23 protein-coding genes and 3 tRNA genes are annotated in these 23,036 nt (G+C 41.0%); 17 read left to right on the top strand and 9 right to left on the bottom strand.

Features of this window, described 5'->3' with window-relative positions; genetic code table 11:
- The first annotated feature begins 60 nt into the window (after positions 1–60).
- The 7 genes from BP861_RS00605 (at position 61) to BP861_RS00575 (ending at position 5,086) form a co-directional block, all read left to right on the top strand.
- A tRNA-Asn gene (locus tag BP861_RS00605) sits at positions 61–133 on the top strand.
- 110 nt (positions 134–243) lie between these two features.
- A tRNA-Ile gene (locus tag BP861_RS00600) sits at positions 244–318 on the top strand.
- 73 nt (positions 319–391) lie between these two features.
- Positions 392–464: transfer RNA gene (locus tag BP861_RS00595), tRNA-Asn, on the top strand.
- Between the two features lie 477 nt (positions 465–941).
- Positions 942–1,865 carry an aldolase gene (locus BP861_RS00590; RefSeq protein WP_292371535.1) on the top strand — a complete coding sequence of 308 codons (924 nt, stop codon included), beginning with the start codon at positions 942–944 and terminating at the stop codon, positions 1,863–1,865.
- Between the two features lie 85 nt (positions 1,866–1,950).
- The gene (gene pyk / locus BP861_RS00585) at positions 1,951–3,384 is read left to right on the top strand and encodes a pyruvate kinase (RefSeq protein WP_292371534.1); all 1,434 of its coding nucleotides are present in this window, start codon (positions 1,951–1,953) and stop codon (positions 3,382–3,384) included.
- 267 nt (positions 3,385–3,651) lie between these two features.
- Positions 3,652–4,557 (top strand): hypothetical protein, encoded by a 906-nt coding sequence (locus tag BP861_RS00580; protein WP_292371533.1) that lies wholly within the window; start codon positions 3,652–3,654, stop codon positions 4,555–4,557.
- Between the two features lie 163 nt (positions 4,558–4,720).
- Positions 4,721–5,086, top strand: coding sequence for a tetratricopeptide repeat protein (locus tag BP861_RS00575; RefSeq protein ID WP_292371531.1), 366 nt, complete (start codon positions 4,721–4,723; stop codon positions 5,084–5,086).
- Positions 5,087–5,178: 92 nt separating this feature from the next.
- Here the strand turns inward: BP861_RS00575 and BP861_RS00570 are convergent, their stop codons facing one another.
- The 3 genes from BP861_RS00570 to BP861_RS00560 all read right to left on the bottom strand — a co-directional run bounded on the left by BP861_RS00570 (position 5,179) and on the right by BP861_RS00560 (position 8,894).
- A complete protein-coding gene (locus BP861_RS00570; RefSeq protein ID WP_292371529.1) occupies positions 5,179–6,369 on the bottom strand; it encodes a geranylgeranyl reductase family protein in 1,191 nt (396 codons plus the stop codon).
- A 175-nt stretch (positions 6,370–6,544) separates the two neighbouring features.
- Positions 6,545–6,949, bottom strand: coding sequence for a cache domain-containing protein (locus BP861_RS00565; RefSeq protein ID WP_292371528.1), 405 nt, complete (start codon positions 6,947–6,949; stop codon positions 6,545–6,547).
- Positions 6,939–8,894 carry a transporter substrate-binding domain-containing protein gene (locus BP861_RS00560; RefSeq protein WP_292371527.1) on the bottom strand — a complete coding sequence of 652 codons (1,956 nt, stop codon included), beginning with the start codon at positions 8,892–8,894 and terminating at the stop codon, positions 6,939–6,941. The genes BP861_RS00565 and BP861_RS00560 overlap by 11 nt, the downstream gene beginning before the upstream one ends.
- 283 nt (positions 8,895–9,177) lie before the next feature.
- Here BP861_RS00560 and BP861_RS00555 point away from each other — a divergent pair, with 283 nt between their 5' ends.
- The gene (locus BP861_RS00555; protein WP_292371525.1) at positions 9,178–9,318 is read left to right on the top strand and encodes a hypothetical protein; all 141 of its coding nucleotides are present in this window, start codon (positions 9,178–9,180) and stop codon (positions 9,316–9,318) included.
- Positions 9,319–9,409: 91 nt separating this feature from the next.
- Here BP861_RS00555 and BP861_RS00550 read toward each other — a convergent pair whose 3' ends face one another.
- Positions 9,410–10,291, bottom strand: a complete 882-nt coding sequence (locus BP861_RS00550) for a class I SAM-dependent methyltransferase (protein ID WP_292371524.1) — start codon at positions 10,289–10,291, stop codon at positions 9,410–9,412.
- A 271-nt stretch (positions 10,292–10,562) separates the two neighbouring features.
- On the opposite strand from BP861_RS00550, the gene BP861_RS00545 reads away from it, so the two are divergent.
- Positions 10,563–10,907, top strand: a complete 345-nt coding sequence (locus tag BP861_RS00545) for a P-II family nitrogen regulator (protein WP_292371522.1) — start codon at positions 10,563–10,565, stop codon at positions 10,905–10,907.
- Between the two features lie 10 nt (positions 10,908–10,917).
- On the top strand, positions 10,918–12,114 hold the full coding sequence (locus BP861_RS00540; protein ID WP_292371520.1) for an ammonium transporter: 1,197 nt from the start codon (positions 10,918–10,920) through the stop codon (positions 12,112–12,114).
- Between the two features lie 194 nt (positions 12,115–12,308).
- On the opposite strand, the gene BP861_RS00535 is transcribed toward BP861_RS00540, so the two are convergent.
- The 4 genes from BP861_RS00535 to BP861_RS00520 form a co-directional block, all read right to left on the bottom strand.
- Complete coding sequence (locus BP861_RS00535; RefSeq protein ID WP_292371518.1) at positions 12,309–13,244, bottom strand: magnesium transporter CorA family protein; 936 nt, start codon at positions 13,242–13,244, stop codon at positions 12,309–12,311.
- A gap of 212 nt (positions 13,245–13,456) precedes the next feature.
- On the bottom strand, positions 13,457–13,786 hold the full coding sequence (locus BP861_RS00530) for a YnfA family protein (RefSeq protein ID WP_292371516.1): 330 nt from the start codon (positions 13,784–13,786) through the stop codon (positions 13,457–13,459).
- Positions 13,783–14,160 carry a YnfA family protein gene (locus BP861_RS00525; protein WP_292371515.1) on the bottom strand — a complete coding sequence of 126 codons (378 nt, stop codon included), beginning with the start codon at positions 14,158–14,160 and terminating at the stop codon, positions 13,783–13,785. Before BP861_RS00525 ends, BP861_RS00530 begins: the two co-directional genes overlap by 4 nt.
- A gap of 192 nt (positions 14,161–14,352) precedes the next feature.
- A complete protein-coding gene (locus tag BP861_RS00520) occupies positions 14,353–14,508 on the bottom strand; it encodes a hypothetical protein (protein WP_292371513.1) in 156 nt (51 codons plus the stop codon).
- 1,060 nt (positions 14,509–15,568) lie between these two features.
- On the opposite strand from BP861_RS00520, the gene BP861_RS00515 reads away from it, so the two are divergent.
- From BP861_RS00515 to BP861_RS00490, 6 genes are read left to right on the top strand one after another with little or no spacing between them, the layout of a single operon-like run.
- Complete coding sequence (locus BP861_RS00515) at positions 15,569–17,485, top strand: NADH-quinone oxidoreductase subunit L (protein ID WP_292371511.1); 1,917 nt, start codon at positions 15,569–15,571, stop codon at positions 17,483–17,485.
- Complete coding sequence (locus BP861_RS00510) at positions 17,482–18,345, top strand: respiratory chain complex I subunit 1 family protein (protein WP_292371510.1); 864 nt, start codon at positions 17,482–17,484, stop codon at positions 18,343–18,345. The genes BP861_RS00515 and BP861_RS00510 overlap by 4 nt, the downstream gene beginning before the upstream one ends.
- A 14-nt stretch (positions 18,346–18,359) precedes the next feature.
- Entirely contained in the window at positions 18,360–18,830 is a 471-nt protein-coding gene (locus tag BP861_RS00505; protein ID WP_229396110.1) for an NADH-quinone oxidoreductase subunit B family protein, read from the top strand.
- A complete protein-coding gene (locus tag BP861_RS00500) occupies positions 18,823–19,176 on the top strand; it encodes an NADH-quinone oxidoreductase subunit C (protein ID WP_292371506.1) in 354 nt (117 codons plus the stop codon). The genes BP861_RS00505 and BP861_RS00500 overlap by 8 nt, the downstream gene beginning before the upstream one ends.
- Before the next feature lie 21 nt (positions 19,177–19,197).
- Positions 19,198–20,274, top strand: coding sequence for a nickel-dependent hydrogenase large subunit (locus BP861_RS00495; protein ID WP_292371504.1), 1,077 nt, complete (start codon positions 19,198–19,200; stop codon positions 20,272–20,274).
- Positions 20,275–20,297: 23 nt separating this feature from the next.
- The gene (locus tag BP861_RS00490) at positions 20,298–20,651 is read left to right on the top strand and encodes a 4Fe-4S dicluster domain-containing protein (RefSeq protein ID WP_292371503.1); all 354 of its coding nucleotides are present in this window, start codon (positions 20,298–20,300) and stop codon (positions 20,649–20,651) included.
- A gap of 570 nt (positions 20,652–21,221) precedes the next feature.
- Here BP861_RS00490 and BP861_RS00485 read toward each other — a convergent pair.
- Positions 21,222–21,746: a GNAT family N-acetyltransferase gene (locus BP861_RS00485; protein ID WP_292371502.1), complete on the bottom strand. Its 525-nt coding sequence runs from the start codon at positions 21,744–21,746 to the stop codon at positions 21,222–21,224.
- A gap of 268 nt (positions 21,747–22,014) precedes the next feature.
- Between BP861_RS00485 and BP861_RS00480 the strand changes: the two genes are divergently transcribed.
- Positions 22,015–22,464 carry a hypothetical protein gene (locus BP861_RS00480; protein WP_292371500.1) on the top strand — a complete coding sequence of 150 codons (450 nt, stop codon included), beginning with the start codon at positions 22,015–22,017 and terminating at the stop codon, positions 22,462–22,464.
- Positions 22,465–23,036: the final 572 nt, after the last annotated feature.

The following is a 23,036-nucleotide window of genomic DNA, read 5'->3' as shown; positions in this document are numbered from 1 at the left end:
ATCATCGCTTTAGGAATGTTCGCGACAGGGTGGGCAAAACGGGCACATCCGATAACATAAGCCGCTTTAACTCAGTTGGTAGAGTGTCTGGCTGTTAACCAGAATGTCGTAGGTTCGAGCCCTGCAAGCGGCGTAAAATTTTTGCATTTTTATATTAATATTTCCTGAATGGAAAATACATATGCAAAAACTTTATTATTATAGCCATACTAAAAGTTACTAATCACGCTATTAAGTCCATAAGGGCCTGTAGCTCAGTCAGGTTAGAGCGCTCGGCTCATAACCGAGTGGTCACCGGTTCAAATCCGGTCAGGCCCATAAACTTTATATCCAAAGAATCTCTTGTATAAGGAAGCTCTAGTGTAATATATAATAACTCTCCTATCAGAAAGCCGCTTTAACTCAGTTGGTAGAGTGTCTGGCTGTTAACCAGAATGTCGTAGGTTCGAGCCCTGCAAGCGGCGTAAAATTCTTCTAATTTTTATTTTTTATCGATTACATTATTTTCTAGTTATTTTTATTTTTTTTTATTGAAAGGGACTTTCAAGGTTTATTTTACTGAAATGAGATTACTTTGCATTCTTGCCTGTTCCTTTTGGTTTATTTCATCTGAAGCCAGTTTTGAATTTGTTTTATCTGAAGCCAGCTTTGAATTTGTTTTATCTGAACCTGCCTATTGATTAAATTTTTAAATTTTAGGAACATACAGTTTTTAATCGAATATATTTTAAAATCATACATGGGGAGTCAGAAATTTCAGGAGAATATCAACAAATTCGATTCCTGAATAGACTTAACAATACTATGTAAAAAAACTATTGATGCCTTGTGGGGGATAAGGTAGTAGAAGGGTTACAGATTATAGATAATAGATAAATACAGTTTCACAGTATTACTACCATCCAACTAATAACCATAGAATAAAACTGAGGTTTATACATATGATTTCAATTAACAAAGAAGATGTAATCGTACCTTTAGATGTCCCAAAAGCAATGCGTGAAACATACGTAAATAATTATATGGAAATGACCCGGGGAACCGGAAGGCTGATGCTTTTTGCAGGCGACCAGAAGGTAGAGCATCTTAACGATGACTTTTACGGAGAAGGAGTGCCTGAGGACGATGCTGATCCCGAACACCTTTTCAAGATAGCATCCCAGGCAAAAATAGGAGTTTTTGCAACCCAGCTTGGGCTTATCGCTCGCTACGGTATGGACTACAAGGATGTGCCATATCTTGTAAAGGTAAATTCCAAAACCAATCTTGTTGAGACTGCTCAGGCTGATCCTTTTAGCAACCTCTGGTATGATGTTGATCAGGTCGTTGAATTTAAGGAAAATAGCGGGCTTAATATTCTTGGTGTAGGGTATACAATCTACCTCGGCAGCGAGTTTGAAGCTGAAATGCTTGTGCAGGCCGCTCAAGCAGTTTACGATGCTCACCAGCATGGCATGTTATCCGTGCTCTGGATCTATCCTCGCGGAACTGCAGTAAAAGATGAAAAAGACCCGCACCTTATTGCAGGAGCAACAGGAGTGGGAGCCTGTCTTGGTACGGACTTTGTAAAGGTCAATTACCCGAAAAAAGAAGGAGCAAAGTCTGCCGAGATCTTCAAGGAAGCTATCAGAGCCGCAGGGCGTACCAGAGTGGTTTGCGCAGGCGGTTCAAGTGATGAAGCCGAAGCCTTCCTGAAAAAGCTCTATGATCAGATTCACAGTTCCGGAGCACAGGGAAATGCAACCGGAAGAAATATTCACCAGAGGCCTCTTGATGAGGCTGTCCGTATGTGCAATGCGGTCTATGCAATAACGGTTGAAGACTCAAGCGTTGAAGAGGCCCTTAAGATCTATAAGGGTAAATAACAGGGTAAATAACAAAGACTGCAGAAAACGATAAGATTTACAAAGGCTACACTGACAAGAGGCTGGGCATTAAAGGCGTGAAAATATGAAAATTCCGGACCATAAGACAAAAATCGTCTGCACCATAGGCCCGACTTCCTCTTCCGAGGAAGTGATCCGGGAACTTGTGCTTGCTGGCATGAACGTGGCAAGGATCAACTTTTCCCACGGAAGCTTTGAAAGTCATAGAGAAGTAATCCGGAGAGTCCGCAAGGTTGCAGCAGAGCTTGACAGAACCGTTGCGATTCTTGCCGATCTGCCAGGCCCGAAGATCCGTATAGGTAAATTGGAAAAAGAACCTATCATGCTTCACAAAGGAAACTTTGTGACCCTTACGGTTGATGAGGCTCTCGGAGATGAGAGCCGTATTTCCGTAAGCTATAAACAGCTTCCGGAAAGCGTGGTTCCAGGGAGCATTATTTACTTAAGCGATGGGTTTATCCAGCTTCGCTGTTTGGAAATCTACGGAAAAGACGTGCTTTGCGAGGTTCTTATTGGGGGTCAGCTTTACTCTCAAAAAGGGTTGAACCTGCCAGGGGCAAAGGTGTTCCTTGACTCTGTAACGGAAAAAGACTTTAAGATCCTTGAGTTTGCCCTTAATGAAGGGATTGACACTTTTAGTATTTCCTTTATAGAAACTGCAAACGACATTCTTAAGGTCCGGAATTTTGCTGCAGCTAGAGGAAAGTCTGTATGTATCGTTGCTAAAATCGAGCGCAGACAAGCTGTAGAAAATATTCAGGAGATACTAAAAGAAACCGATGCCCTCATGGTCGCCAGAGGAGATCTCGGGGTCGAAATTCCTATTCAGGAAGTTCCCTCAGTTCAGAAAGAACTTATCCAAAGTGCAAAACTTCTTGGAATTCCAGTAATTACAGCCACTCACATGCTGGCTTCAATGACCGATAACATAAGGCCTACTCGCGCAGAGGCGACCGATGTTGCCAATGCAATTCTTGATGGCACAGACGCTGTCATGCTTTCTGAAGAAACAGCTGTTGGTAATTATCCTGTGGAAGCCGTTGAGATGATGGCAAAAATTGCAAAAACCACAGAAGAATGGCGTTCCAAGACAAAATGGGGTCTTGATACTATTATTAAGGGCATAACTGCAAGGGAAATGTCAGTAGATGAGGTAATAACCCTCCAGGTGCACGAAGCCCTGCAAAAATTGCCTGTCGCAGCCGTACTGACCCCTACGAGAAGTGGAGCAACTCCCCGCAGGATTTCACGCTTCAAGCCCGAAACCTGGATCCTTGCTTTCAGCCGCGTTCCGAGAACCTGCAGCTTCCTCTCTTTATCTTATGGTGTTTATCCCGTTATTGTAAAAGAGAAAATTGAAAGCTGGGAAAAAGAGACTACTGAAATAGCCAAAGAACTGGGATTTGTAAAAAGCGGAGACATTGTTATTTTCACCCAAGGGCCTCCTTTAGGAAAACCTGGAGGCACAAATATGCTTAAAATTCTCACCCTTGAGTGAAGAAGGCGTAGGTCATATGAAGAATTCCAGTTTAAATTCGAGTACCGGTATGAGATCCAACATCCAGTTTTATGAGTGGAATATTAGGAAAACTTCTTATCTCAATAAATCTCAAACCAGTATGTTTAAGTCGATATGTTTAGATATCAAGTGCATGATTTCTAATGTCGGAATGTTTAAGCCAATGTGTTTAGATATCAAGTTAGACATCATGTGCATGATCTCTACTGTCAGTAAAAATTAAGTTTATGTTATGAGGTTTCATTGATGAAACAAAAGGACCCAGCAACAAAAAACCAGAAGTATCTGGCTGTTTTTTTAGCATTAACAATGCTTCTGTCAGCCGGTGCAGTCTTCTTTTCAAGCAACTCTAATAAAGATAATAGTGATGATGCTTCCTCTTCTAAGACTATAGAGGATAATACTACGATCGCTTTTTCTCAAATTCCTAGCAGGCAGGTCCACCATGAATTCAACTCCATTGCCGACGGATTAAACATGTCCCCTGAAGGGGTAGTAAGTGCCACATATGTAGACCTGCAGAGAACAACAGGAACCCCCTTTGAACAGGTCTTTGGGAATACATCAATGATGTACTCTCTATATGGGGCAGATGTAACCAGACGCTACGGGGCAGTTTATGCTGATGGTAATGGGTTCGAACTCCACCAGATTCCGGAACAGAAAATCTTAATGCCTTGGGGAGCAGTCCAGTACGATAACTACAGTCTCCTTGCGAGGACAAACAATACCCATGATATTTGGAACGTCGCAGGAAGCCCTGTGATCCTTAGCTCTCGCCAGAGCGCGCAAGATATAATTGACATACTGGAAGGAAACGCAACTGCTACAACCGAATACGATAGTCTCCTTAGCCAGGCGGATCCGAAAGGAAGCTTCTATCAGGAAGTGGTCACAAAGACGAATTCCACTAATATCCCGGCCGAGAAGCTCTACACAGAGCTTAAAAAACTAGATGATGGCAGTTACAAGCAGACGTCTCTTTACCTCAATCCAGAACCCGAATTCGTTGAAAATCTTCAGGCTCTGCAGGTAAACTCCACTGAACGAGGAGTAACCTATAACGTAACTACCTCAGAAAACATTACCAAAATGACAATTACATCCGACTTTGGAAACTTACTTAATGAAACACAGAGGCTTTCACAGTAAGCTTCCAATTTTATCTTTTTTAAATGGCCTTAAGCTTTTAACATTTCGTATTTTTCGATATCATTTTCAATTCTGGATCTTGATTTTATTCCCTTTTTGCTATTCTGGCTAAAGAAGAATCATCTATTTCTACCTGTCAGATATATCTTATAAATGGGAAGTGATGCTATTGGGATTTCTGGACAGCTTATTCAAAAAGAAAATTGAAGGCAAAACTGCAGAGGAATGGTATGGTCTTGCAACCCGCGAACTCGATCCCGAAAAAAAAATAGAGTACTTCGATAAGGTTCTGAAGCTGAAACCTGATTTTGCAGGAGTCTGGAACCTCAGAGGGCTTGAATACGTAATTCTCAAACGGTATGAAGAAGCTATTGCATCTTTTGATAAAGCCCTTGAGATCCGGCCTGCCTACCCGGAAGCAAAGTACAACAAAGAGGATGCAGAAACCGAATTAAGAAAGATTAGAGCAGCCGAAGTAAAAGCCGGAGAAAAGAGAGGAGAGAAAATTAAGGAAACGAAGGGAGTGTAAAGGAAGAGCCCTGGACTCAATTTTTTTCAACCGACGCAACAATTATGCTGTCGATCACGCCAGATAGGTTTTGGGGATAATATCCTCATACCTTACTTCTTTCTCCGGTTCAGCGCTTGAAGTCCAAGTTTTACTGGGCCTGGGAGTTTTCCGCATTGCATGACTTTCATCTGCTCAGGAGAAATAAGTTTGAAAGCTGCATTCATGAGAGTATCGGATTTCATAATTCCATCCATGAGTTGTCTTGCCTGTACCGATGTTTCAAGTGCAGATCCAAACTGAGCTCGCCAGCGGCGGTCGTATTCTTCAAGCCTGCATTTCCCGGCTGTAAATTCGGCTGCAGTTTCTCCTGCTACTTTTGCGGCAATCATTGCAGGAGGGATTCCACCTCCGTTTGTTGCAAATATCTGGCCAGCTGCGTCTCCTACAATCAGCGTGTTTTCAGTTGCTGTTTTTTCCGGAGCGCCATTTACAGGGATAATGCCTGCGATCACGTTCATAATTATGCTGTTTTTCAGTTTTGGGCCTGCAAGCGGATGATTTCGCATAAAACGGTGCAGGTATTCTCTTGCAGAAATCCCTTTTTCAGCCATACCGCTTCGGATTCCGATTCCTACATTTGCCCGATCTTGGCCTTCGGGAAAAATCCATGCATAGCCGCCGGGCACAAAATCCTTTCCGAAATACATTTCCAGGGAAGAAGGATCAATATCCACATTCCTTACCTGGTATTCTAGAGCAACCGAAGTTACCCTTGATTCTGGCTTAAGGGCAAGCCCTTTTGATTTTGCAACTAGAGAATTTGGGCCATCAGCTCCGATAATTGCTTTTGCTTTGATTCTATGTTTTCCAAAAACTCCCGAAGTCTCAACAACTGTGCCTTCAAATTTCACCACGCGGGTTTTAACCATCAGTTCAGCGCCTGCTCTTGCAGCCTGCTCGGCAAGGAACTGGTCATATCTGCGCCGGTCAAGGACTGTCCCCCTGACAGCAAATTCCTTTATGTTGCAGTTTGGAGTGATAAGACGCTGAGTATCAATCCTCTGCAGCACGCAGGAATCAGGATAATTTTTCAGTGTGTCCGGAAGCCTAGCTTCAGGGAGTAGGGCCTGGATTTCCGAAGCATCTGGAAGAAAGCCGGCACACTGAATTGGGCTTCCGATCTCTCTTTTTTTGTCAAGAAGAAGCACCGAGGCGCCGTTTTTTGCAGCATACCGGGCGGCTGTAGAACCTGCAGGGCCTGCGCCCACAACAATTACATCATACGAGGCTTCGGGGATCATGAAAGAGTCTTCCTGTCATTTATTTCAGCTTGCAATTTACAGGGAACTATTTATTAATCCTTTCCCGAAGCTCGCAAAATAAATTCCCCTGGCAATCAAAAGGCTAAGATATGTGCCCGGGGTATTACATGCAAGAAGATTCCCACTGGTTGTCTGGATGATTTCTCCTCTTGCATCACGTGTAAGTTCCTGATCCGATGATCCAGTCCTGATCCACCATCATCACATAGCTGAGTTTTTGTTTGACGGTGAAATTATTGGCAGGATCTGCATACAGATACCTGACGAAACCCCCGCCGGATTTCGCGGTGGCGATCAGATTCTGGATATATGCGGTGCCGTTAGCGTCCGTGGCATTCCATCGGCTTGTTCCAAGAAGCTCGGGCTGGAAGGGTAGAGCTAACGTGGTGCCGTTCATGTCGTGTGCAAAGATATAAAGTTCGCCATCTACGAATTGGCCTGTCTGGTTGTTGAATTCCTGAAGAGCAGTTTCCCGTCCGTGTACGTGCGTATATTCGAAGGCTTTCTCGACGAATGCTACGAGCTTCTCAGGAGATACAGTGGAGTTGTTAACTGGCATCGGGCTGGAAGCCTGGTGTCACTTCCGATTGGTTATCGCAGCGCTTATAATTGCCACTGCATACAATGTAGGACTTACCATCGCTTCCATTAGTTAACCGATAGTAGGTGGTTTTATAGTACAGATTCGTCTGCACTGGATGCATATAAACATAATCCACCCAACCAGTCCCGTTTTTCAATGCTCCTTCTAGTATTTCATCACGAAACAGTTTACCAGTAACATCTGTCTTGCCCTTAAAGTTCATGCCGACAAGCTGAATGTTATCTGCATGAGCAACGATGGTCAGGTTCTCATCGTACACGAAAGTGTAAAGGGCAGGATCCTTAGCGTCTCTATACGGCGCTTCGCCCGCATTGATGCGCCGGAAAGTATTCGAGGCGTTCTTCTCAACGGCTGCAGCGGTTGTATTTACAAGTTTCACTACCGCATCATCCGTGAATGTCTGCCGGGTGCATCCAACCCCGAGGTTCCGGTAGATGATCCGCTCATAATCGCTGACCCCCTGTGCATCTTTCTGGTTTCGCACATTCTCAAGTGCCTGCTGGAAAGCGTTGACCAATGTATCTGGGACATCCTTACTAAAGATATAGTACAAGTCATCCTCTTTCAGAGTATATACGATCCCATAGGCATTGGGGTCCGTTGCAGTCTGTAGCATCTGATGCCGCCCGGCGAGATCACCAGTTGCCCAAAGATCGATCTGGCCCTCTTCCAGCATCCTGAGGAGATCCTCTGGATTTTTGCCATTGACAATTTGTGACGCATTCACGCCCTGGCTGGTGAGGAGGTTATTTTCGATGGAGGATTTTACCACGCCGATCCGGTACTTATTAAGATCCTCTGGAGAAGATATTGTAATATTCCTGCTCATTGGGGCATAGAGAACGAAACTAGCTTTAGTAAAAGGTCCTGCCCACTTGTAGAGAGACTCGCGTTCGGGTGTTCGAACGATGGAGAAAAGCACCGTACTGGTGTTGTTCTGTGCGATTTGGAAGCCTTCTTCCAGAGGGAAAATGCGGACATTTGCCTGTGAGCGGTTTACGCCAGTATTTTTGAAGACCGCCTCAAGTATCTCAACAGAGATCCCGGTGACATTCCCCTTATCCTGGTAATTGAAGGGAGCCCATTCTTCAGTCAGGTAATTGAGCTGAGTAAGGCCTATCGATGGAATGTATCTCCCGAGAATCCGCTCATAAGTACTGATTCCCGCAGCGTCTTTCTCCTGTTTGACTGTATCGAGTGCCTGCTGGAAGGATTGAACGACTGAATCTGGGACATCTTTACTGAAGGCATAGTAAACATCCTGGGTCTGTAATTTATACACGACCTTGTAGGAGTAGTAGTTCCCTGTTATCTGTTCAGAAAAGTACCTGCCTGCTTCTTCCGGGTATGCCCACAGGTCAATCTCACCGTTATCTAGTTTTTCAACAAGAATAGATGCATTTGTCTCCTGCACGAGCTGGCTTTTATTGACACCAGCATCGAGCAGTTGCTGGACTGCGATATCATCAACAACTACCCCGATCCTGTATCCTCTCAGATCTTCAGGGCTCTTTATTGTGATTTCCTGGTCCGGTCGGGCAAAGAGAACATTGGTATATGTATAGATGGGCCCGGCCCATTTGAAGGATTGCTCACGCTCGAGATTCCTTACGGTAGTGAAAAGCACGGTATTATTTCCGCTGAGAGCAGACTGGTATCCCTCAGTCCAGGGAACGAGTTTTATCTCTTCCCGTGCCACTTTTTTTCCCATCTTCTCGGTGATTGCTTCAAGAAGTTCAACGGAAATCCCTTGCAGTGTACCGTTCTCTATATAATTATAGGGCGGTAGCTGTTCGGTGTAGTATGTCAGATTAGCCGACATCGTGGTGTCGTTCTTGTCTGTGGATGCAGCTTCGCTTTCCGGAAGACATCCGGCAGTTGGAAGCAGCGCTCCAAGCAACACTGTAATAAGGATAAGATATGTGTAGCGTAGAGATAGCGACATGAAAAGAGTCTATAATCAATATATAAATGAATACTCAATGCTTCTCACCAATTTGCAAAAGATAACCCTTTTGAGAGGAGAAACTGGAAAATTAGAGTGTTCAATATCCTGCAAATGCGTGCTTTTTCCAAAAAAATATCTATTAAACTATATACTTTAACGATTATACATTTCTGCACGTCAATTTATGTTATCCTTGGAAAACTGACACAAAAAGCTATTGAGTAGATGAAATATTTTGTTGACAGGGGTGAAGGGAAAAGGAGATATTCCAGGCGGGGGCGGCGAATCGTTTGCCAATTACTATGCACTCGGCCAGTATGACTTTGTGATCTTTGTCGAGGTCCTATCGGAGGAAGCAATTAAAGCTCCTGCTTGAAGTCGGAAAATAGAGTACTATAAGCACGGAGTTCTAATAGGAATGCCACACGAACTGGTTTATCGAGCGGCAGCCGAGATGTGACATAATTTCATTCTCTTTTTAGAGCTTTCAGGATCGCCGCCCCTTCCATATTCTCAGCCTCTACAGCGAAGCCGACATTTTCGAAAATTTCTTTCCACTCAGCCTCAGAGAGTTGGGGGCCGTGTGGGTGCTGATGTGCAAGCGGCTCAACTGCTATCAACAGGCCCCCGTTTTTAAGCACTCTTTTTATCTCGAATAGGGCAAATTTAATGTCTTCAAGATGATGAAGCATTAAAAAGCAAGTAGCTACATCCACCGAACCGGCTTCAAAAGGCAGGGCATAGGCACTTCCGTTCCTGAACTCCACATTTGACACACTAAGGACATCGGCATTCATCTGTGACTGACCTGTAAGGGAATCGTGAATATCAATGCCGTAAACCTGTGAATCCGGGTTATTTTTTGCAAGCTCCATTGTGAGGTTTCCAAAACCGCTGCCAATATCGAGGATTATTTCTCCTTTTATGTCGGGGAGCACAATAGGAAGCATCCGCTCCCGCACACGTGCCATGCGGTCTTCAGGATATGCCGCTTTCTTCGTTTTTTCCGCATCTATTGCTGTAAATGGAAGGATAGCATAGATTTTTGACCCGTTAACTGCCATGAGCCCTTTTACGTAAATCCTGCCGGCTTCAGCTACAACAGGTTCCACAATCGAAACTCCGGCACCCCTGCAAAAGCGCATATTCCATTCTTCCCTTTTTTCAGGGAACCGGATATTCAAAGGAGTGTGTACCACAACGTAGTGAGAATATTCCGGCTTAAAATATTCTGACACGGATTCAGGCTCATTGAGGTGAATCTCACTGATACTGTCCCTATAAAGGGCAAGAATTTGCAGGGAAATCTCATCAGCCTCGTTTCTTATACTTCCTATCTCTTCAAACATATCCCTAAATCTGCTTTCGCTAAATAAAAGCCCTTTTACAGTATCGCTAGATAACAGGAAAGCAGAACTATATAACTCGGATTTCTTTTTTCTATATCTCTATCTATTCTGACTACAGAAAACGCGGAAAACTCATTTTAGGCTCTACAACTATAGAAAAAAACCAGTTCTAATTTAGAACCTTTTTTCCAAGCTGTGTAAATAATTTAAATCTTTATGGATAATTTTATATACTTTAAAGTAGGACACAAGTTACCGATTGGTGGTCGAGATGAAATATATAATCGCAATCATAAGGCCGGAAAGACTTGATGCGGTCAAACGAGAGCTTCAGAAACTTGAGGTAAACAGATTAACAGTCTCATCTGTCGCTGGTTACGGTGCACAAAAAGGGCATCTGGAGCTTTACAGGGCAATAGAGCATGAGGCAAACCTGCTTGAAAAAATTAAGATCGAAATTGCAGTGGAAGATCATTTCCTTCAACCAATTATTGAAGCAATAAAGACTGGAGCGAAAGGCAATGATGGCTACATCGGAAGCGGTAAGGTCTTTGTGCTTCCACTTGAGGACGTAATACGGATTCGCACAAACGAAGCCGGACCTGACGCGTTATGAGGGGATAAACATGGCTATCGAAGCAGCAGATACAGTGTGGGTACTGATTTCATCTGCTTTAGTATTATTAATGGTTCCCGGACTGGCTCTATTCTACGGTGGGCTGGTCCAGCGTAAAAACGTTTTGAGCAGCATGATGCATTCATTCGTTGCAATGGGCGTCATGGCTCTGGAATGGATATTAATAGGTTATTCGCTTGCCTTTTCCGAGGGCAACTGGTTTGTGGGGGGCCTTGGACATGCATTACTAAACGGTATTGATGTATACTCGGTAACAGGCACAATTCCTACCTATGCATTTGTTGCGTTTCAGGGAATGTTTGCAATAATCACACCTGCTTTAATTTCAGGTGCAATTGTAGGCCGGGTTAAGTTTAAATCTTACCTCGCGTTCATCGCACTGTGGGGACTTCTTGTATATGCACCCGTCTGCCATTGGATCTGGGGTGGCGGATTCCTAACAGGAAAAGCTCTGGATTTCGCAGGAGGCACGGTTGTTCACATAACTTCAGGTATCTCCTCGCTTGCAATCTTAACCTACCTTGGCAAGAGGCGGGGCTATGGGGTAGATTCAATAAAGCCTCATAACGTTACTCTGACGCTTCTTGGAGCCGGGCTGCTCTGGTTTGGATGGTTTGGGTTCAACGCGGGGTCATCCCTTGCTGCAAATCAGATTGCAGCTCTTGCATTCATTACAACGCTAGTAGCTCCAGCAGCCGCAGGATTTGTCTGGATGGCACTGGAATGGCACCATCTGGGGCATCCAACTGCTCTGGGATTTGCAACAGGGGTTCTGGCAGGACTTGTTGCAATAACTCCAGCTGCAGGCTTTGTAACTCCAATTGCAGCAATTCCTATAGGTGTGATCACAAGCTTCGTGTGTTACAAAGCTGTAGAACTTAAAGGAAGGTTCGGATATGACGATTCGCTGGATGCCTTTGGAGTACATGGAGTAGGAGGAATAACAGGTGCGCTTCTGACAGGTATATTTGCAAGCGTGGGGTCGGCCACTGGACTCATTCTTGGAAATTCCAGCCAGTTACTTATTCAGTTTGAAGGCGTCGCCATTACGGCTATTTATGCAGCTCTCTGTACCCTCCTGATAGGGTTTGTGCTCATCAGGACTATAGGGCTTAAGGTCAGTGAAAGTGAAGAAAACATCGGACTTGACAAGACGCAGCATGGTGAAGTTGCATATAATATTTGAGTACAGGAAGTGATGCAGGCAAAGCTTTACCTGCATTTTTCTAATTTTTCCTTGATATGGGAGATTGAGGAAAAAATCTCACAAACAATCAAGAAGCAGGTTCGGGACAAATTTTAATAATTGAGTCTACTGACTTGGATTTCGCATCTTTTTAAAATTGGATAGTCAGATAAGATTTATTTTAAAATCCACATTCAGAAAAACTGTTTTTTTACCATTGTGAGAGCCAGAACTACCGAGGAAACCAATGTCATTATGAAAATAATTGTAAATGCATGCGGATTATTCTCGAAAGGGACGTCAACATTCATTCCAAAGAAGCTTGCAACCATTGTTGGGACTGACAGAACGATTGTAGCTGAAGTAAGAAATTTCATGACAATATTTAAGTTATTGGAAATAACCGATGCATATGCATCCATAGTCCCTGTCAGGATATTGCTGTAAATATTTGCCATTTCGATTGCCTGCTTATTTTCTATTATGACATCTTCAAGAAGCTCAGTATCTTCAGGATACATTTTTACAGGATTGGATCTCAGGATTTTTTCAAGGACTATTTCATTGCTTTTTAAAGATGTAGAGAAATATACAAGGCTTTTTTCCAGCTCAAGAAGCTGGATTAATTCTTCATTTTTCAGGGATTTATGCAATTTGGACTCGATTTTATCACTTGCTTTATCGATGCGTCTGAGATATTGAAGATATAGCTTTGAGTTTCTATACAAGATCTGTAAAAGAAAACGTGTTTTTTTGAATGTATAGAAAGATTTTATCCTCCTTTCGATAAAGCTATTAATTACGTAATTTTCCTGGAGAGAAACTGTAACAATGTTTTTGTCGTTAATTATAATCCCAAGGGGAATTGTAAAATAAATTCCGCCATCCTGCAGGCTCGTGTTCGGTACGGGTATATCTATTAATACGACAGTACAGCCTTCATCCACTTCAAGTCTGGAACGCTCCTCTTCATCGAGTGCAGCTTTAAGATGTTCAACTGGAATATTCAAATTTTTTGAGATGGAGACTATTTCCTGCTCTTTTGGATTTATAAGATTAATCCATGCGCCGTCTTCAACCTGATCAAGGGTTACCAATCCGGAATCTGTTGATTTGAATATTTGAAGCATGGATATCTCTCCCTGTTGCAGTGTAGCGATTACACTCACTCAAAATGAGAATATTATTACAGACCTTCAAGCAGATCGCTTATCTATAAATATATTTTCATAATAAACATTTCTGGCAGGTGTTGTTACTTCAGTAAACTTTCTTTCGTCTTAATTTCCTCTTTATTCTCCTTTCCTCTTCTTTTTCCTGAATTTTCCTTTATACTAATTCGTCAGCGAGGGATGTAAAACATTATAAGTACGCCTACAAGTGCAATCACTGCCCCTATTATTTCATATTTGTCGGGATTTTTCTTATCGATAATTGCCCCCCAGATCAGGGATGAAACGATAAAGATTCCTCCGTAGGCAGCATAAACCCTGCCGAAATGTGCAGGCTGAAAAGTTGGAATTATTCCGTAGATCGCTAATGTCAGCCCTCCGAGAAGCCCAAATAATGCTCCTTTATTTTCCCTTAACCACAACCAAACAAGATAACCTCCTCCTATTTCAAAAAGTGCAGCCAGAAAAAACAGACCAAGAGAGACGATGGAATCAATCATATGTTATCATCTTCTCTTGGCCAGTAGTAAATAATTGACACTCCAATAAGAATTATCAGGGCGCCTATGAGATCATAATTATCAGGAGGGATTTTATCGAAGATCCAACCCCATAAAATAGACATAACGACAAAAATGCCACCATAAGTTGCATATATCCTGTGAAAGTAAGACGGCTGAAAAGTGGGCACGACTCCATATAAAAACAAGATAATTGATCCTGATAATGCGAAAAGAAGGCCTCTGCCTTCACGCAACCACAACCACAGAAGGTATCCTCCTCCTATCTCAAAAATGCCTGCAAGGATAAACAGGAGAATAGTATAAACAAAGCTTCTTTTTCTGGATATACTCCCTGATTCCATTTTTATCATGTTTCCAAAAATTGCTAAAGAATATATAACTGTTCTGATTTGAATAATTGACATTTGTCTTGTAAACTAAGCCAGTAAGACTCCTGAATTGCAGGATTTAAAGCTTATCGGCAGATCGTAATACTGAACTCGGTATCCAGAACAGCAAGGAAATTGAGTGAAGAAAGTAATTACAAACATCTGAGAATGAACTCATTTACAACAGTCACATCCGCATGAAGGAAGTAGATTCTTGTTGCTGTTTTCCACTTCCCAGCATTCAAAGCAGAGCTTTATTATGCCAAGCTTTCTGTGCTTAACTCTAAGCAGTGAATTTTCGTCCTTCCCGCAAATCGAACACTTAACCATACTTAAACCCTCATTTAATGTTCCCACAGTCCAACTTTTATCATATTTGAACTTTCAATCGAAATTTTTCATGTTAGTATATTCACTAGCTAGTATATTCACTAATATCTCTTATCGGTTTAGGTACACATTAACTCTTAAACCAGGAAAAGGTTTTGAACATCATTGTAATAAGATATTCCATCTAACTCAGGTATTATCAGGTATTATTATACTACGTCTGTCTCATTTACCTGATATCAATGAAATAGATTGTCTTGCTATTTTTCTATATATAAATACAATTGTCTATGTATACAGTATGACTATTTCTCTCGGTTATATAACAAAATTTATATAAAAGTATTAATATGGTTACTTAAATGGTTAATCATAATTAATATAAAAGTAAAGTTAAAATCACTTTATTTAAATAGCACATTGTTATATTAATTATTGTAATAATTTAATTATTATTTTATCGTTTTATTTTAGTATTTTTATTTAAAAAACTGTGATATTTACAGCCTATTCAAAAAACAAATCTCGGGAGCAACAGGGTAATAAATTAAAACCATTATATTTAAATAGAGCTTTGTGCATGCTACTTTATACTATTTTAGTAGTACTGGAATTATTTGGTAGTATCTGTTGGCGTTAAGTAGTATTTATAACGAGAAATATAATCAAAAAGAAAAACAATATTTGGGGGCTATTTTGTCCATTATTCTCGTTAGTAATATAAATCTAAAAAGAAAATCACTATCTTTAAATATGCCTTTGTTATATTAAGAATTGGCAACATGTCGAATTTATCTCGACATTATCCACATATTATTATCTCTTGTGATTTTAATATAAGAATACTATAATATTTGTGGAATATTAGTCCATATTCTTATATACTCAGGGATTGCGCAGTTGAGCTGAGAAATCAATATAGTATGCCATTCGAGAATATAAAATATAGGTTCTAAAAGCGTCCTATATATTGGGTTCTGTTTTTTAGCTGCGCAAATTCCAACATCGTACGTTAGAAAATAAACAGATCGGAGGATTAATAGATCGGAGGATACGCTGTATGATAGAAAACACCGTTATGCTATTAATTTTAGTACCCTTACTGTTTTCGTTATTATTTGTAGCCCTTCCCAAATCTCTATATAAAATTCTTGCTTGGGCTTTCTTCATAATTGGAGTAGTTTTATCAGTTACTTTAGTATTGGATTGTTTACCAACTGGTGGTGCTGGAGCCTTTGATGTCTCTGAGTCAAGTTTCCCAATGTTGGAAAATATTGTCCTTGTGCTAGAAGTACTAGTAATACTATTTATTCTTGCTGTTTCAGCAAAATATAAAAACTGGCCTACACTTGGACTAGGAATAATTTCAGCAGCTTTATTTGCTTACACTTATGCCAATGTTCCAGGTGCTGAAGGTGCTTCTTTTAATATCGATCAATTTTCTCAGGTCATGATATTAATTGTTAATATAGTCGGTACTGCGATCATATTATTTGCAACTGGTTATATGGATATTTATGAAGAGCACAGACATCTGCACAGACAAAAGACATTTTACTTTACAATGAGCTTCTTCCTGGCAGCCATGAATGGTCTGGTAATGGTTGACACACTGGGATGGCTGTTTCTTTTCTGGGAAATCACAACTCTATGTTCGTTCGTGTTGATCTCATATAACATGGACCAGGAAGGAATAAACAACGGTTTCAGGGCGCTGGCTTTAAACCTGGTTGGTGGAATTACTTTTTCGATAGCCATCATCTTACTCAGTACTAAGTTCAATATCTCTACCCTTTCCGGAGTCGGAACTGACGCTGCTGCTGCTGCTGTAGCTCTTCCTGTTGCCTTACTCTGCATTGCAGGCTTTGCAAAATCTGCTCAGATGCCTTTCCAAAGCTGGCTCTTAGGGGCAATGGTAGCTCCCACTCCTGTTTCGGCATTACTTCACTCAAGCACGATGGTAAACGCAGGTGTTTACTTAATTGTCAAGCTTGTACCAGCTTATGCTAACACCTCCCTCGGAACAGCCATCGCAGTTTACGGTAGCTTTACCTTCGTTATGTGTTCAGCTTTAGCCTTATCTCAAAGAAATGCTAAAAGAGTACTTGCATATTCAACCATTGCAAATCTTGGATTAATTATCGCAAGCGCCGGAATTGGTACACCTCTGGCTGTAGCTGCTGCGATTATGCTTATCCTGTTCCACGCAATATCAAAAGCTCTCCTCTTCCTGTGCACAGGTGAAATTGAGCACACTATCGGAAGCAGAGATATCGAGGACATGTCAGGATTAATAAAGAAGGCTCCTCTTCTCACCACTCTTGCAGCTCTGGGAATGGTCTCCATGCTCTTACCTCCTTTCGGAGTACTGCTCACAAAGTGGGTGTCAATGGAAGCTGCTTCAAGCAACCCTGTTGTCATAGTCTTCCTTATCCTTGGGAGTGCACTCACTACAGTTTACTACGCTAAGTGGCTTGGAACAATCTTATCATCCAGCATGGACAAAAATGCAGTTCCGCATAAAAAACCGGAAACTTATTTCCCACTGTCCTTCCTTGGATTAGCCATTGTAGTTACAAGTATTTTTGTATTCTCAATATACCATTATTTCATTGAACCTCAGGTAAATATTTTGCTCAAAGCTGTTCCTACAATCTCCGGACAGGCTGGACAATTTACCACTGAAATAGGGGCATTTGCCTATGCAGCAATATTTGTAGTGCTTGCTCTAGCTATTCTGATCTATCTTGCTACCAAGAGTATGTTCAAACCTCGTATGACTAGCTATTATATGTGTGGGGAAAACAACCTTGAAAGGGACAGATTGATGTTCAGAAATGGGCTTTGCAGTTACGAGAAAAGCAGCGTATCTAACATATATCTCCAGAATACTTTTGGAGAAAGTAAACTTACAACACTAGGATACGCGATTTCCATAATTCTTATTGTAATTGCACTGGCAGGAGGAGTATTATGAACAATATTTTATTAGCTGTTCTTGTTTTAATTGGTGCTCCTATCATCGGCTGTTTAGCTTCAGGAGTTGACAGGAAAATCACCGCAAGATTGCAGGGTAGAGTAGGTCCTCCTCTTTTGCAGCCATATTATGATGTTAAGAAGCTCCTTAGCAAAGACAACATGGTTGTAAATGCATCTCAAAACTTTTATGCAGTCGTGTACCTGGTCTTTATCATTTTGAGCCTCTTGATGTTAGTCTTCGAACAGGACTTCTTGATGATAATCTTCGTGTACACAGTAGCTTCGGTAGCTCTAATTGTAGGAGGAATGAGCACTGGTTCCCCATACGCCAGAGTAGGAAGTTCAAGGGAAATAATGGCTATACTGTCCTATGAGCCAGTTTTAATCTTATATGCCCTTGCAATCTACTTGCTTACCGGCACTTTCAAACTATCTGCACTGTTAGATGCATCCACTCCTCTGCTGATGTATACGCCTCTTATATTCCTAGCAATGATAGTTGTTCTGAATATAAAATTGAAAAAGTCACCCTTTGACTATTCAACCTCTCACCACGGTCACCAAGAGCTGGTTAAAGGTATGACAACCGAATATTCAGGGCCAGGGTTTGCCACCATTGAGATTGCACACTTCTATGAATACGTGTTCTTAACTGGACTCATATTCTTATTCTGGGCATCAACCCCAATAATAGGTGTGCTTATAGGTATCATTGCTTACTTGCTTGTAATTGTTATAGACAACATTACTGCAAGAGTATACTGGCAGTGGATGCTCAAACTGAGTTGGTCAGTTCTGCTAATAATTTCGATTGTGAACATAGCATTCCTGTACGTTAGCGGAGCCCAATTAGCTTAAAAAGAGGGACACTTATGAGTTTGGCAAAATCCCCATGGATTATACATGTAAACGTGAACAGTTGCAATGGCTGTGATATTGAAGTAGTAGCTTGTCTTACTCCTCTATATGATGCTGAAAGATTCGGTGTTCTAAACATCGGTACTCCCAAGCAAGCTGATATAATGGTAGTTACAGGCTCAGTGAATTATAAAAGTGTAAATGTGCTTAAAAACATTTACAACCAGATTCCTGATCCAAAAGTCGTTTTAGCTGTAGGCGCCTGTGCATCTACAGGTGGAATATTCCACGATTGCTATAATGTGATAGGTGGAGTAGACCAGGTCATACCTGTAGATGCATATGTTCCCGGATGCTGCCCAAGGCCTGAAGCCATACTTGATGGCGTAGTAGCAGCACTTTCAATACTTGAAGAGAAGAAGAAAGGGAATATCAAAGGAAAGGAAGTAAAATTGAAAGGAAACGAGGTGCCATCCAATGCCTGATAATGTGATTCAAAACATAACAGAAATTAAAAGCATGCCAGAAGTGCTAAAAGCTGTTGAGGGTATGAAAAGTGATGGCTATCGATACGTTACTATGATATGCCTGAAAGCTAACGAAGGCCATGAGTTAATATATGTCTTCGAGAAAGATGACAAACTAAAGCACCTGAGGTACTTTGTAAAACCCGGTGAGAAACCCAAGAGTGTATCAGGTATTTACCTATGTGCACTTTTGATTGAGAATGAGTACCAGGATCTCTTCGGATTGACCTTCGAAGGTTTAGCAATCGACTATAAGGGCCACCTTTACTTAACGCCAAACAGTCCAAAAACTCCTTTGGCTTAAAGCATTTGAGAGGAGAATCACATGACAACCGTAATACCTTTTGGTCCTCAGCACCCCGTTTTACCCGAACCAGTTTCGCTAAAACTCGAGATTGACAACGATGTTGTTGTTGGAGTACTTCCTTCATTGGGCTACGTACACAGAGGGCTTGAGAAATTCATAGACACAAAGGACTACAACCAAACGATGTACATCTGCGAAAGAATTTGTGGAATCTGCAGTGGCATCCACGGTATAACTTATTCAAGGGCAGTCGAAAAACTCTTCGATGTCGAAATCCCTGAAAGAGCTCAGTATTTAAGAGTAATAAATAGTGAACTCTGCAGAATTCACAGTCACCTTCTCTGGCTTGGCCTGTTCGCAGATGGTTTCGGATTTGAAAGTCTCTTTTATGAGTGCTGGAAGTACAGAGAAGATGTACTGGATTTGTTAGAGAGATTCACTGGAAACAGAGTTATACACTCCATGTCCAAAGTTGGAGGAGCTTCCAGAGATTTGACTAAAGAACAGATTGATCAGATTCTGAAGACTCTTGATGACCTGGAACCCAAAGTCAAAAATATAGAAAAAGTGTTTGTAAACAATTACACCGTAAAGAAAAGGCTTGTGGGATTAGGTGTAATGTCAAAGCAGCTTGCATATGAGGCAGGAACTGCTGGTCCTACACTAAGAGGAAGCGGTAATGCTGTTGATGTGAGAAATACCGCAGACTGGGATATCTACAGGGATCTCGGTTTTAAGACAGCTACCGAAAAAGAAGGAGATTGTTACGGCAGAACCAAAGTAAGAATCGATGAAATATACGAATCTATTAAGCTGGTAAGGAATGCAATTTCCAAGCTGCCTGATGGTGAGATTGCAACACGTGTAAAGGGTTTCCCTACTGGTGAGGCGATTATGAGAGCAGAGCAGCCCAGAGGTGAAGTTGTATACTATGTGAAAGGTAATGGTACCAAAAACCTGGAGAGACTTAAAGTAAGGACACCTACCTTTGCAAACATACCTTCACTGTTACTTATGTTACCAGGCGTCAAACTCGCTGATGTGCCTATAGTTGTACTTACTATAGATCCCTGCATTAGCTGCACTGAAAGATAAAAAGAAGGGTGATATTAATGGGCATGTTAAACCTTGTATTAGCAAATGTTTCTCGTAAACCTGCTACCAGACTTTATCCCTTCGAGGTAAGGGCACCTTTTAAAGAGTTCAAAGGAAGAATCGTTTTCAACCCTGATAACTGTATTCTCTGCGGACTATGTCAAAAGAAATGTCCACCTGATGCAATAACAGTTACTAAGGCAGACAAAACATGGGAACTCAATGTATTTAGATGCATTATGTGCACTGAATGCGTTAATGGGTGCCCAAAAGATTGTATATCAATCTCTAATGAAAGAGCAAAGACTGGTGCTAAAGAATTTATAAAAATAGTGGTTCCAAAAGTAGACACTCCAAAAGCAGCACCTTCAAAATAAGAATTTAATATTTAATTAATTCTTTTTTGATCCTGCTTTTAATTTTTTTCAATTTTTATTACTGAAAAACAATACTTAATGTTCTCCGATCTAAGTATGGCATCTAAGGGAATCCTCTAGAGGGATTCCTTTAAAAAGCCATTCAGGCAGAAAAAGCGTTTTCTCTTAATTTCTAGTTTTCTTTTAATTTCTATTTTTATTGATTTCTGTATCTATCAACACTGCCGATTTTGAAAGTGTCTTAATTGTTTTCTTTTAATTTCTATTTTTATTGATTTCTTTACTTTGTTTGCCTCACAAGATCTTTCTCTCTACCTCAGTTCCCACTTCAGTCCCCACAGCATCATCTTTCTTTTCTTCGTGCTTTACGAGTACTTTTTTAAGATAAAATCGTAAATATTTTTGCCATAAACGCTTGTCAGCTAATCTGAGAAATAGCTGCTATGAGCATAGTAATGGCAATGGATTCGGGAATCTACCTTTTCTAGCTTATTAATTTTATCTAGGAAACAGTTATAAAAACTCTTAGTTAGAAAGTTTAACTTTGTTTATTTTCCTTAAAAAGTGTCTTCATTCCTGCCGAATCCAGGCCATAGGAATGTCAGCTTCCAGTTCTCCGGCTTTGCCAGAAATTCGCTTTTCAAGCCTACCTTCAGCCCTGAAACCAAATTTTTTGTAAAATCTTATGGCTTTTTGATTGCTTTCCTTTGCAATGAGTTCAACTCTGAGGATCTCAGGATGCTTTGATTTTATTTCTTTAAAAAGGGTTCGAAAGAGCAATGATCCTATCCCTTTACCCTGATAGTCTGGATGCACAGCTATTGTAAGGTCGCTGAAAAGATGCGAAAAAACCCTTATACCCGGGCTGCAAGTGTGAACTTCCGCGATCAGGAATTCAGGATTTGAAGGATCTTCAATTGTCAGAATGATTCCTGTCTCATGACATCTCTCAATAAAGTTTCGGACATAAGCTTCAGTGACCTCATCGGCTTGCCTTGCGATCCCGCCTGAGTGGGATGCAACAGCCTTATAAAGTACCATGATTTTATGCAGATCCGAAAGTTTTGCTCCTCTGACGCTGTATTCCAGTTGCATTTTACCCAACCCCTTTTAAGAAAAAAATCAACATGACAATATTAAAACATATCCCTATACATGTCAGGAGACTAAGAAAGTTGCCTCAAGTCAGACCTTATTCGGAAATTTCTGGAATTAATAGAAATTACAAACAATATAGGAACTGAGTGAGAGTAAGGAATCCGATGATTACTCAGGTAAAATTCCAGAAAAACTATTAAGAGCCAGAAAATTAGTTAAGCTTTTATTCTTTCCTCTAGCATGTTAATATTGAAAGAATGAAAAGATGAACAGGAGATGCTGGTTAACGAGTAGACTTCCTTTTCCCAATACAGGTCCGGAGATTAATTTTGATAAACAGTGGGCTTTTGAAATTGCTTACTTTACTCAGCATGTAGGGACTGATATCAGGAAGCTCGGGGATCTTCTAAATGCTAGGGATTATGTCGAGTCGCGCCTCTTGGTATCAGAAATGAAACAGAGAGCAGAGTACGAAAAAACTGTCCAGCCTGACTTCAGGACTTCGGGTGATCTTGTAAAGGCCCGCAAGCTGTTCAACAGCTTTCTGGATGAGTGCGTTAATTTTGCCGAACTTTTGAGGATCACAACAATCCAGGAAGAAACCGGGTGTGAAGAAATTATGGACAAGCCTGAACAGATCAGAAATTCAATCGATAGACTGAACCTTCTTAAAGAGATGTTGACCGATGAACTTTGTTTTCATGGCTGGTACTAATGAATAGCTAGTATCATAAACTTTATTCACTCTTGTCCAAAAAGTCCTATCTGAAGCCTTATTTTATCTTTAAGCACTGGCTGTAATTCTAAGCATTCTATTAAATCTGCAACTGCGATCTGTATTGTAATTACTGCCCATACATCTAAGGCAATTACTACCTATAAGTCAAATTTTCTGAAAATTGGCAGTGTATGATTTAAGGGTTTTTCCGGATAATGAAAGCTTTTATTATTAAAGATCTCACTAAAAGGGTAGCAAAGAGTTATATATAGGAAAAAGAGTACAGGGTTACTATTCAAGTTAAAGGTTATTTAATCTAATATTATTTAATCTAATAATTCAGTCTGCCTGTATCACAGGGAAGAACTCAAAAAAGCGTCCGGAACTTATCCAAGAAAATCTAATTTTGCTGTATAAGTTTTATGTATATCGGTTTGAATTTCCCTGGTCCTTAGGCACCTTCTCGCATTCCCGGGGATATTAACCATTTATACGGCGTGTTTACCTGTTTTTAGCTGGTATCATGTACCGGTTTTGATAAGTGGCCTCTTCCGCAAAGGATACTGCCG

This window comes from Methanosarcina sp. UBA411, from assembly GCF_002495725.1.
Taxonomy (GTDB): domain Archaea; phylum Halobacteriota; class Methanosarcinia; order Methanosarcinales; family Methanosarcinaceae; genus Methanosarcina.
The sequence above is the reverse complement of the archived record's forward strand: the minus strand, read 5'-3'. Positions and strand labels throughout refer to the sequence as shown.